We start from the raw sequence: 12,489 nt of genomic DNA, 5'->3' as shown, positions 1-12,489 counted from the left end.
ACTATTGCGTTATGGAATACAAAAACAATGCAAACAATACTAAAAGCATAGCTTCAAAACCAATGTTTTGGATGCAAATAATGGCAAATATTGTGCCTATTTTAGCCAATGTTGCTCTTGCTATAATGGCGTTTTTGCAAAAAAGTTGGATGATGCTTGCAATGATTGTTCCTAGCATAATGATGTATATTGCTTGCTTAATACCGCAAATTGTTCAATACAATTCAAACAAAAACAACAAAAGTTTAGTAAAGAATAATACGAATCAAAGCGTTCACTTTAGCAAAACAACAGTCGACTCTCATATTAAAGGTGTTCCAGAAACTCTTGTTCCAATAAACCTGGAAGCAATGCTGATTAATAACGCAAATCAAATCGTTTCTACAAATTACTCTAAAAACATGCAAAATCGTGTTCCTCCATGGAAAAATGTTGTATACGCTTGGCTAGTGTCTTCTAAAAACTCTTTAGAAGCTCCAATCGGAATAAACAGCAGCGGTTACTTTTGTATAGATCTTGTTAAAAATGGCCCGCACGCGCTTGTAGCAGGAACAACTGGGTCTGGAAAATCCGTTTTACTAACATCTTTGTGTTTGGCTCTAGCTTTTAGATATTCACCTAAATTATTGCAATTTGTGTTTATGGACTTTAAGGGAGGAGCTACATTCGATTCTCTTTCCACACTTCCACACAGCGTTGGAAACGTTGGAGACTTAAATCTTAAGCATGCTGCAAGAGCATTGCGCGGATTAGAAATGGAATTAGACAGGCGAGAAAGATTGGTGGCAAATCAAGGCTGCCACGATATTAGTCAAGTAAAACCAAGCGAGCCTTCAATGGTGATTGTTATAGACGAGTTCCATGCTCTTAAAAATCAACTACCCGATTACATGAATCGCCTAATACGCATAGCTTCTGTTGGAAGATCCCTAGGAATGCATCTTATAGCGTGCACACAAAATCCAATGGGACAAGTAAATGCAGATATGAAAGCAAATATGTCTATAAACATTTGTTTAAGAGTTAGAGACGCAATGCAATCGCACGAACTACTTGGGTCTCCTGCCGCTGCAAGCATAAACCCGAATAATCCTGGAGCAGCATATTGCAATACGGGAGACGGAATAGTAGCGTTACAATGTTCACAAAGTCAAAACAAAAATTCGCTTATAAAAGCAATCGAATTGGCTGGAAAATTCTATTGCTACAAAACTCCTAAGCAATTGTTTAGCGCTCCCCTACCAAAATACTTAAATAATTCAACACTTAATAAATACTGCAAAAACACAAAAGATAGCGAGTTTGGACTTTTAATCGGCTTAAAAGACGACGGAATTAACTTAAGCGAAGCAATTTTGCCAACAAATCTTGGAAACATAGCAATTATTGGTGGAAGCAAACGAGGAAAGTCTAATCTTATAAATGTGATTAAAAATGCTATTAGTGTGCAAAATCTTGATTCAAAAAACATTCACATTCAAGACAACGCAGACTCACTTTTAGAGCCTTTTAACAGCGACGAAAAGTCTAAAGAATTGCAATGCAAACTAAAAGACACTAAAACAGCAGTAATATTTTGCTCTCAAAACGCAAGACACATACGCATACCAGAGCAAGCGCTAGTAAGAATAATCTTCCCAACAGGCGATGCTGCAACAGACTCAATGCTTGGAATACCTACCGACTTACTAAAAACACTAAGCGCAGAAGATTATCAAACACCAGGAAGATGCATAATGGTGATTCCTGGAAAAGCTAATTTGCTGCAAATATTGAGTTTTACATAAAAATATGACTTAAATCACTCAAAAAGATTAAAAAAATTTTGTAAAAGTCTTGAAAAAAAGTTATATTCATGCTTTCCTGGAGTGCGGATAGTTTTATACAAAATCTAGCAAATTTAGTAAAAATATACGCGTATTAAAAAGAGGTTATTTACTTATGAGTAGCGCATTCGACTGGCGTGCAAAAGCAGCTTGCCGAGATAAGGATCCTGAACTTTTCTTCCCAGTAGGAAATAACAGCTCATCCAATCAGCAAGTTGAAGAAGCCAAAGCAGTGTGCAGAACTTGTAATGTTGCCGACAATTGCTTAAGATGCGCTCTAGAAACAAGCCAAGATTACGGCGTTTGGGGCGGTCTTAGCGAAGATGAAAGGCGCTCGCTAAAGCGTAGAGCAATGCGAGCGCGCAGAAATCAAAACGCTGAATTTTAGTTAGATAGACTACTCTACTCCAGGAACGCGCAGCTTAATATCCAGCAAAACGCGAGTTCCGCCTTCTCTTCGCGATTCCCACTTAACAGTGCCACCAAAATCGTTAGTAACAAAAGTGTTGATTAGCTGAGTGCCTAATCCAGATCCAGAAGACTTTGCCATTCCATGCAAGGATTCGCTTTCGATTCCGCCGCCATTGTCTTCTACAACAATACTAAGATTGTCTCCTCCACGACCAACAGAAATCTTAATATGACCTTCACTCATGCCTTCAAAACCGTGCTCAACAGCATTTGTAACAAGCTCGGTTAAAACAAGAGAAAGAGGCGTTGCGTCTTGAGCTGCAAGCTTGCCGAATTTACCACAAAAATCAACTGTAATATTTTGATTTTGCGAAGCAAGTTCAATCGTCATTTTAAGCAAGCTAGAAATCACTTTGTCGAAGTCAACAACCTCATCGGCTGTCTGGCTTAAACCTTCGTGAACAAGAGCAATAGTTTGAACTCGCCTTTGAGCTTCTTCTAGCTCTTTTCTAACTTCGTACGACTTAGTTTTTCTAGCTTGAAGACGAAGCAAAGCAGAAACAGCTTGAAGATTATTCTTAACGCGATGATGAATCTCGGAAATAGTAGCGTTCTTAGTCTGAAGCTCCTTTTCTCTTCTAAGAACCTCCGTAACATCTCGGCAAAGAACAACTGCACCAGTTCTATCGTTAGGACCATAAAGCGGCAGCGAGCGCATAGAAACAACGGAATTATTTACTTCTAACTCGCAATCAACATCTGCTTTACCGCTTAATACCAAAGGCAAGCTTTCGGGAACAACATCGTTTGTGTGAAGAAGACGCGCTCCAAACTCGCACAAGAACTCGCCTTGCATAGTGTTTAATCCGCCAAGTCTGCGGAAGCAGCTGATTGCGTTTGGAGAAGCATAGCGAACAACACCGCTTTCTTCTAAAATAATAAAACCATCTGCAACTCGAGCATTGTGGCGCTGATTTAGCATTGAATCGTGGTACGGAAACTGCTCGCGCGCAATCATGTCGAACAACGTTTTGCCAGCATTAATGCTTTCCGTCTCGTACCTACCGTTTGATTCTCTTGTTGCAAGATTTGTTTCTCTAAGAACAAGACCAAGCGTTTTGCCATTGTGGCGAACTGGAGCGTAAACATTGCAAACAGTAGCTCTTCCAACAGTTCTTAAAACCGAAGAGTGGAAACTTGTTTCTTTACTCATTGCTGCTTCTAGCTCATTATGCATTGATTCGTCTAGCTTTACGCCGAGTAAATCTTCGGTTCTAAGCGTGATTGCTGTAGATGGACGGCATTGTTCTGCTACAACGTAATCTCCATTGCCATTTTGAATAACCAAAAGCAAGTCTGCAAAACTTAAATCTGCTATTACTTGCCAATCTGCTACAAGGTGATGCAACCATTCGCGATCCGACTCGTCAAAATCTGGACGTGTTGCAAGAATATGAGAAAAATCAGCCATGATTTAATAATATAAACACGCGAATATAAACACGCGAATATAAACAGACTAAATAAACAGACTAAGATTCTAAAGTCCATTAAAGCGCGTTATAAAACAAATAATTATAGACCAAAACAAAAGTGCAGAAGTTTTATCTCCTGCACTTTTATCTACATCTAATAGCTTGCACTAATACGAGTCTTACGACTAATCCAATCCAAGCTCCAAGTTTCCACCAGGAATTGCGTCGAGAAGATCGCGAGTATATTCCTTTTGAGGATGATCAAACACTTCGTCGGTTGTAGCATGCTCAACAAGCTTTCCGTGCTGCATAACAACAACCTCGTCCGCAATCTGACGAACCACTGCCAAATCGTGAGTGATGAACAAGTAGCTTAATCCGCGCTCTGCTTGCAAATCGTTAAGCAAGTGCAAAACCTGATCTTGTACAAGCACGTCTAATGCAGAAACAGCTTCATCGCAAACGATTACGTCTGGATCCAACGCCATTGCACGCGCAATCGCAATGCGCTGACGCTGACCGCCAGAAAGCTCGTTCGGGAATCGAGTCATAACAGAAGCAGGCATGCGAACCATATCTAAAAGCTCGCGTACGCGATTCTGTCTGCTCTTTTTACTTCCAATCTTATGGATTCGCAAAGGCTCTTCAATAGAACGATAAATCGAATACATTGGGTCTAGCGAACCGTAAGGATTTTGGAATACTGGCTGAACATGACGACGGAAATCAAGCAAATCCGCGCCCTTTAAGTCAGCAATATTCTTGCCCTCGTAGGTAACAGTTCCACTTGTTGGCTTTAGTAATCTCAAAACCATGTTTGCAACAGTAGACTTACCAGAACCAGATTCACCCACAATTGCCAACGTTGTTCCGCGCTTAATAGAGAACGAAACATCGTCAACAGCTTTGAAAAGTTCCTTCTTGCGCGGAAGCTTAAACTCGCGAGTTAAGTGGTCGACTGTAATAATATGCTCGCTCTTTTCAAGAGTTTGCTCACCTACTACGTGATGCTCAAGCAAATTATCCGCGTTGCCGCCATGCTCCTTAACGGAGATGATTCGCTGAGAAGCAAGGCTTGGAGCGGCAGCAACAAGTCGCTTAGTGTACGGATGCTGTGGATGTTGCAAAACGTCCAAAGATGGACCAGACTCAACAACGCGACCCTTATACATAACAACAACGTGCTGAGCACGAGCTGCAGCCAAACCTAAATCGTGAGTAATAAAGAGCACAGAAGTGCCGAGAGAATCGGTAAGCGTATGCAAATGGTCAAGAATACGCTTTTGCACGGTTACATCTAGTGCGGAAGTTGGCTCATCTGCAATAAGCAAATCTGGACGGCAAGCCAAGCCAATCGCGATTAACGCGCGCTGACGCATACCACCAGAAAACTCGTGTGGGAACTGACGTGCGCGAGTTGCAGCATCTGGCAAACCAGCTTCATCAAGCAAACCTGCAATGCGGTCTTCAACGCTTGCACCAACAACATACTTTTTGGCTATTTCCCAAGCTTTGTCGTCATCTACGCCATACTTGATTAAATCGTCTGCAACGCGCCAACGAGTTTCGGAACCTGGAACCCACTCTTTTTTGTAGTATTCCATAGCTTCATTAAACTTTTCGGCATTCGTTTGCTCGCTAAGACCAGCCTGTGCCAAAGCTCGCTTTGCTTCGTCCAATAATGCGCTCAGTTCTTTAGAGCCAAGGAAGATTTCGTCTTCGTTGCTTTTAACTTCTACAGCGTCTCCCGCTAAAGCTTCTGCCAAAGCGGAGCGCTTCTCATGGCTAACGTCAACGCCATTTGCAAGAAGAGCTTCTTTAACTTGAGTTCCAATTCGCCAAACAGGGTTCAAATTACTCATAGGGTCTTGCGGAACCAATCCCATTGCCGTTCCGCGCAAAGCCGCATAATCTTTAGGCTTTAGATTGCTTATTTCTTGACCTTTAAGCTTAATAGAACCACCTGTAACGTGACCTGTTCCAGGAAGTAAACCAAGAACCGCCATTGCAGAAGTAGACTTTCCAGAACCAGATTCGCCTACGATTGCAACCCACTGACCTGGGTAAACGTTAAAGCTTGCATCGCGAACAGCGTGTACGGCCTTTTTAGAATCCGTTGTAAAGTCAACTTGAAGATTTTTAACTTCCAGCAAAGGACCCTGCTCGCGTTGCATTGCAATAGTATCTACATTTTTACGTGTTGCTGTGTTCATAATCACTATTCCTCCACGCTAACTTACGCCTTACGGCTCTTTGGATCCAACGCATCTTTTACGGCGTCGCCCATCATAATAAAGGCGAGCACGGTAATGGCGAGCGCAATGGATGGATAGAACAAGACTTCTGGATTTGTAGTAAGAACATTTCTAGCGGTAGAAATATCTACACCCCAGCTAACTGTTGTTGTTGGCAAACCAATACCCAAGAAGCTAAGTGTTGCTTCCAAAACAATGTAAGAGCCGAGAGAAGTTGTACCTACAACAATGATTGGAGCCAGCGAGTTTGGAATAATGTGCTGGAACAAGTTTCGCATTGGAGTAGAACCTAAAGCGGTAGATGCTGTGTTAAATTCAAGATTCTTGGATTCCATAACAGCACTTCTTGCGATTCGAGCAACGCCTACCCATCCAAAGAGAACCATAACAAACACGATTTTCCAAATGGACTTAGATGTGCGGAACATTTGCAAAACTACGATTGCACCTAGCAGCATTGGCAAAGCCAAGAAGATATCGGTGATTCGGCTAAGAACCGCATCAATCCATCCTCCAAAGAATCCAGCCAAAGCTCCAATTAGCGAACCAACTAACACCACTAAAGCCGTTGCTAGCAAGCCAACGCTTAAAGATGTACGTGTTCCGTACACAACTCGAGCATAAATATCGCATCCTTGCATGTCGAATCCAAACGGATGCGCAGCAGAAGCTGGCTCAAGCGAGTGCTCCAAAACACAGTAATTAGGATTGTGCTTTGTAAGAGCGCCTGGGAAGAGCGCAACAAAAATAATCGCAATAATCAAAATTGCAGAAACAATAAACAATGGATTTCTGCGCAAAGATCGCCAAGCATCAGCCCACATGCTTGTAGCTGGAGCGGATTCGTCTACAGAATCAACTTCTTGAAGAGGCGTATCGTCAAGAGGAGCAACATAGCGTTCCTGACCTGGCAATGTATTGTAATTTGCATTATTTTTAATCAAATTATCTTCCATCAAATTATCTTCCATAATGTGCTCTCCTTACGCGTAACGAATGCGCGGATCTAGAGCCGCGTACAACATGTCAACAAGAAGATTGCTGACTACAAATATCAACATAAGAAGCGTAACTATAGAAACAACAAGGTTTCCTTCTCCCTTTAGAATTCCCTGATATGTAAGGAATCCAACGCCATGAATGTTGAAGATTGTTTCCGAAATCATTGCGCCGCTCATAAGAGTGCCCAAATCTTGACCTAAGAATGTAACAACAGGAATAAGCGAGTTACGCAAAATGTGTCGAACAATAACGGAGCCTTCTTTTAAGCCCTTTGCACGAGCCGTGCGCACGTAATCAAGCGATATGTTTGACGAAATTTCCGACCTTGTAAGTCGAATAATATATGCCATTGAAACAGATCCAAGAACTATTGCAGGAAGAAGAAGATCGTAGAATCCAGGATCATTGCTTGCAGTAACAGGCATAATATGCCACTTAACACCAAACAAATATTGGCCAATAAAGCCAGTAACAAATGTTGGCACAGAAATAAGAAGGAGTGATACAACCAGGATTACACTGTCGTACCACTTTCCTTTCTTTAAGCCAGAGATTATACCGAAAGCTACGCCGAACAAGGCTTCAAAAGCGAACGCCATCAACGCAAGCTTAATGGTTACAGGGAATGCGCGGCCAATCTCGTCAATTACTGGCTGGCCAGCAAAAGTATGACCAAAATCAAGAGTAAGCGCATTCTTTAAGAACAACAAATATTGAATAATAAATGGCTTATCCAAGTTATACTCGGCACGAATTTGCGCTTCTACAGCATGGTTAATTGGCTTATCGCCAAACATTGCTTTTACTGGATCTCCAGGCAAAGCAAACACCAAAGCGTATACCAACAATGTTGTGCCGAGAACCACAGGAATCATCTGCAAAACGCGGCGCAGAACATATTTACCCATTGGTTTCTCCTTATATATTTACTTAAAAATTCGCATAGCACACACCCAACTTGTGGCTTGCATATTGATTTAACCCAACCTAAGTAAAAACACAAAGTGCTGCCTCGAACAGCGGATAGAATTTTGTAATTTTATTCGCCATTCGAAGGCAGCAGCACGTTTTTACATGCTATTTAATTATGATTTATTTTTTAATAGCTACTTGATTTTAATAGCTACTTGATTTTGATCTTTACTTGTGGAGCTTGTAGTAAAGTGGCATATTCTGCCAATCCATTACAAAGCCCTTCAAGCTTGGAACCATAACAGCCTTAGCGTTCGAGTAGAACAGTGGGACGTATGGAAGATCCTCAAGAAGAATCTCGTTAGCCTGCTGATAAAGCTTAGTTGCCTCAGCTGGCTGAGAAGAAGAAGCCTTCTTAAGCAAAGCATCGAACTTAGGATTCTTGTAATCAGCTTCGTTGGAACCATTGCCATCCGCAGCAACGGAAGCAAATTCCTGAGTCAAGTAATTTTCTGGGCTTGGGTAATCTGGCATCCAGCCTGCACGCCATGCACCCTTAACCTGACGCTGTTCGCATGCGTTACGGAACTCTTGGAATGTTGGAACTGGAGTTGTTTCAGCATTGATTCCAAGATGATTCTTAATGGAGTTTACAACTGCGTCGAACACAGACTTAGCGTTGCCATCGGCGTTGTAAGTAAAGGTAAGAGGACCATCATACTTAGAGATCTTATCTGCCTTTGCCCAAAGTTCCTTAGCCTTTGCGGCATTAAACTTAAGGTTTTCATGTCCCTTAAGATCTGCCTTGTAGCCTGGAGTCAAAGGAGAAGTGAACTCGTTTGCAGGAGATGCAGTGTTGTTAAGAACCTTCTTGATGATGGTTTCGCGGTCGATTGCCATAGAAACAGCTTGACGACGCAAGCGGCCTTCTTCGGTAGTTACATCGAAGTGTGGCAAGGATGCAGGAATACCAAACTGCTGGATTACAGAACCTGGACGGTTGTATGCCTTAACAGTGGTGTCCTTTTGGAAAGTCTTTGTTTCGGTATCTGGAATGTTATCCGTCATATCAAGATTGCCAGACTGAACATCGCGGTAAGCAGCGGTGCCGTCGGTGTAAATCTTAAAGGTAACGCCGTCATTCTGAGCCTTACGTGGGCCATCGTAATCTGGGTTCTTTACAACTTCAATCTGCTTGTTGTGATCCCAAGACTTAAAGAGGTATGGACCAGAAGAAACTGGCTTTTCGCCATAAGCCTTTGGATTCTTGTAGAAGGATTCTGGAAGAGGAGCGAATGCAAGGTAACCAACCTTAATAGCAAACACAGAATCTGGCTGGTTCAAATCAACAGTAAAGGTGTACTTATCTACAACCTTTAAGCCAGAAAGCTGCTCGTCGCCCTTAGTGTCATTCTTCTGCAAGTCTTCGTAGCCCTTAATGGTCTGGAAGAAGGAAGAGCACTTCTGAGCATTCTTAGCGTTTGCTACAAAGCTCCAAGCCTTAGTAAAGCTTTCTGCGGTGATTGGAGTGCCATCGCTGAACTTCTTATCTTTTTTAAGCTTAACAGTGTATTGAGTTGCATCGGCGTTTGGAGTTACGCTCTCGGCATCTTCGTTTACAGTGTTGCCCTTTTCGTCAAAAGTGACCAACGTGGAGTTGACCAATACAGCAGGACGAGCACCAGCATTCTCGTTAATATTTCCTGGAACAAGCTCGTTCTGAGGCTCGGAGTCGTTTACGGTAATAACAACCTTGCCACCATTTGTTTGAGCGGTCTTCGAGGCAGAAGAACCGCATCCACCGAGCAGCATAGCAACCGAGCACGCAGCTGCGGCAAAAAGTAATGCCTTATTCTTCATATGTTTTCTCCTAACGTTGGGTATGGCAGGATTCCATTAATTATCACGAAAAAGTCTCATTACAAGCTTTGCAAAGCCTTTACGCTTTACAGGCTCTATAGGCTTAATAAATAAAATCCACCTAGTATTTATTGCCAGATGGATTCTTTGCAAAGCCAATAAGGAGGCCTCTTCGTTGATTAAAATTCAATCATACGGATTTTATTAAACAACGCAAGCTCAAAGTCTAAATGTAAAATTTACTGTTATTTTGTCTATAAACAGTAAAAACAACTATTGTAATAGAAAAATATTAGATTAAATCGTATTCTATGCGATATTTTGCCAAGTCTTTTACATCTGCAGTGATATTACAAAAATGTAAATTTGCATCTGGAATATGTAACAATCATGTTAAACGATGCAAAATATGCAACAAGATGATTAAGTATTAATCAAAATAAAAAGTGGTGTAAAATCGCACCCAAAGTCACGAGTTTACACCACTTAATAATTTAAGTCAAGTAGATAATCGAATCTAGTCAACTAGTTCGATTTAATCAAACAGCTAGTTTGATTAAATCACTTAGCGTTATTTGTTTGATGCTCAAGAGCAGCCGCCACTAATCCAGCAAACAAAGGATGAGGCTTAGTTGGACGAGACTTAAACTCTGGATGAGCTTGAGTTGCAACATAGAATGGGTGAACACTCTTTGGAAGCTCCACAAACTCAGTCAAATTACCGTCTGGGCTTTGGCCGCTAATACGCAAGCCAGCTTCGCGCAAACGATCCTTATAAGCCACGTTCACTTCGTAACGGTGACGATGACGCTCGGTAACATGCGTAGAGCCGTAAAGCTCAGCAACAATAGAGCCTTCTTCAAGAGTTGCAGGATAAGAACCGAGTCGCATTGTGTGACCCATATCTCCCTTGCCAGCAACAATATCTTTTTGCTCTTCCATAGTTGCGATTACTGGATCTCCACAATCCTTTTCGAACTCTGTGGAATTAGCATCTTCAAGCCCAAGCACGTGACGAGCATATTCAATAACCATAGATTGCAAGCCAAGGCAAAGACCAAGCGTTGGCAAGCCATGCTCGCGAGCGTAACGAAGCGCGCCAATCTTACCTTCAATGCCGCGAATACCAAATCCGCCTGGAATAACCATGCCGTCCATCTGGTCGAGAGCTGCAGCAGCGCCTTCTTGAGTTTCGCACTTATCAGCAGCAACCCATCGCACGTTTACCTTAGCCCAGTTTGCAAAACCGCCAGCCTTAATGGCCTCCGTAACGGAAAGATACGCATCTGGTAAATCAATGTACTTTCCAACAATTGCAATGTTTAGCTCATGCTTTGGATGATGAACGCGTTCAAGCAAATCTTCCCACTCGTTCCAATCAACATCGTGGAATGGAAGCTCAAGCTCGCGCACAACGTAAGCATCCAAGCCCTCGTTGAACAAAATCTTTGGAACATCGTAAATGCTTGGAGCATCCACGCAATTCACAACGCCTTCTGCATCAACATCGCACATAAGCGAAATCTTGTCTTTAATGCCTTGATTAAGAGGGCGATCCGAACGCAAAACAAGCGCGTCTGGAGAAATACCAAGAGAGCGAAGCATCATTACGGAATGTTGAGTTGGCTTAGTCTTCAACTCATGAGCTGCAGCAATATAAGGCACCAAAGAAACGTGCACAAACATGCAATTTTCTGGGCCCAAATCGCGGCGAACTTCGCGAGCAGCCTCCAAGAATGGCTGCGACTCAATATCTCCAACAGTACCGCCGATTTCCGTAATAATAACGTCTACATCGTCGCTAGCTTGCGCACGCATACGCGACTTAATTTCGCCAGTAATGTGTGGAATAACTTGCACGCACTGACCCAAATACTCGCCAGCGCGCTCTTTTCTAAGCACGGATTGATAAATCTGGCCAGTTGTAACATTAGCTTTTTGGCTAAGAAAAACATCGAGGAATCTCTCGTAGTGACCAATATCAAGATCTGTTTCTGCGCCATCTTCTGTAACGTAAACCTCACCATGTTGGAATGGGTTCATTGTACCTGGGTCAACATTGATGTAAGGATCAAGTTTTTGTTGCAAAACGTGAAGACCGCGGCTGCGCAAAAGCCTACCTAAAGACGATGCAGTAAGACCTTTTCCGAGGGACGAAACAACGCCACCAGTAACAAAAATATGCTTTGTAATATGCTCCTGAGAGTTACCATGTTTTCTTCTAACCATGGAACTCCATAGTATCTTCGAGCCTCGACTCGGGTGTTACACAATGAGCAACAGCTTCTAGTGCAAGCTTGTATCCATACAGACCCATGCCTGTAATAGTGCCAGTTGCAACAGCGCTAATAACGCTAATTTTACGAAAAGCATCGCGCGCAGAAGGATTAGAAATATGCACTTCCACTAGTGGCACTCCAGCATCCAAAACCATGTGAGCAGCATCCGCGAGCGCATAACTGTAGTGCGTAAAAGCAGCAGGATTCATAACAACAGGAGTATGCGTATCAGCTGCTTCGTGCATCCAGTGCACCATTTGTGCTTCGTCGTCGCTTTGGCGTACTTCTACTTGCAAGTTAAGCTTTTGCGCCCACTTTTTGCAAAGCAAGCACAGTGCTTCAAAATCTTGACTGCCATAAACGTCTGGCTGGCGAACGCCTAATCGCCCCAAATTTGGGCCGTTTACTACCAAAACTTTGCGCATATTTATAGCGTTTTTTGAATTTTCTGAATTTTGCGCGTTTTCTG

9 protein-coding genes are annotated in these 12,489 nt (G+C 42.5%); 2 read left to right on the top strand and 7 right to left on the bottom strand.

Annotated features, from left to right (window positions below; all coding sequences use genetic code 11):
- Positions 1–11 precede the first annotated feature (11 nt).
- Both D0T20_RS02435 and D0T20_RS02430 read left to right on the top strand, forming a co-directional pair.
- Positions 12–1,787 carry an FtsK/SpoIIIE domain-containing protein gene (locus tag D0T20_RS02435; protein ID WP_116438288.1) on the top strand — a complete coding sequence of 592 codons (1,776 nt, stop codon included), beginning with the start codon at positions 12–14 and terminating at the stop codon, positions 1,785–1,787.
- Between the two features lie 154 nt (positions 1,788–1,941).
- Entirely contained in the window at positions 1,942–2,214 is a 273-nt protein-coding gene (locus D0T20_RS02430) for a WhiB family transcriptional regulator (RefSeq protein ID WP_016636286.1), read from the top strand.
- A gap of 9 nt (positions 2,215–2,223) precedes the next feature.
- On the opposite strand, the gene D0T20_RS02425 is transcribed toward D0T20_RS02430, so the two are convergent.
- From D0T20_RS02425 to aroQ, 7 genes are all read right to left on the bottom strand, one after another.
- The gene (locus tag D0T20_RS02425) at positions 2,224–3,708 is read right to left on the bottom strand and encodes a sensor histidine kinase (protein ID WP_004574649.1); all 1,485 of its coding nucleotides are present in this window, start codon (positions 3,706–3,708) and stop codon (positions 2,224–2,226) included.
- Between the two features lie 189 nt (positions 3,709–3,897).
- A complete protein-coding gene (locus D0T20_RS02420) occupies positions 3,898–5,925 on the bottom strand; it encodes a dipeptide ABC transporter ATP-binding protein (RefSeq protein WP_116438287.1) in 2,028 nt (675 codons plus the stop codon).
- Between the two features lie 23 nt (positions 5,926–5,948).
- A complete protein-coding gene (locus D0T20_RS02415) occupies positions 5,949–6,938 on the bottom strand; it encodes an ABC transporter permease (RefSeq protein WP_162862663.1) in 990 nt (329 codons plus the stop codon).
- Positions 6,939–6,950: 12 nt separating this feature from the next.
- Positions 6,951–7,877 (bottom strand): ABC transporter permease, encoded by a 927-nt coding sequence (locus D0T20_RS02410; RefSeq protein WP_116438286.1) that lies wholly within the window; start codon positions 7,875–7,877, stop codon positions 6,951–6,953.
- Positions 7,878–8,109: 232 nt separating this feature from the next.
- Entirely contained in the window at positions 8,110–9,741 is a 1,632-nt protein-coding gene (locus D0T20_RS02405) for a peptide ABC transporter substrate-binding protein (RefSeq protein WP_116438285.1), read from the bottom strand.
- Positions 9,742–10,302: 561 nt separating this feature from the next.
- A complete protein-coding gene (locus tag D0T20_RS02400; protein WP_004131966.1) occupies positions 10,303–11,970 on the bottom strand; it encodes a CTP synthase in 1,668 nt (555 codons plus the stop codon).
- Positions 11,963–12,445 carry a type II 3-dehydroquinate dehydratase gene (aroQ, locus tag D0T20_RS02395; protein ID WP_032816848.1) on the bottom strand — a complete coding sequence of 161 codons (483 nt, stop codon included), beginning with the start codon at positions 12,443–12,445 and terminating at the stop codon, positions 11,963–11,965. The genes D0T20_RS02400 and aroQ overlap by 8 nt, the downstream gene beginning before the upstream one ends.
- Between the last annotated feature and the right edge of the window lie 44 nt (positions 12,446–12,489).

Source organism: Gardnerella piotii (assembly GCF_003397585.1).
Taxonomy (GTDB): domain Bacteria; phylum Actinomycetota; class Actinomycetes; order Actinomycetales; family Bifidobacteriaceae; genus Bifidobacterium; species Bifidobacterium piotii.
The sequence above is the reverse complement of the archived record's forward strand: the minus strand, read 5'-3'. Positions and strand labels throughout refer to the sequence as shown.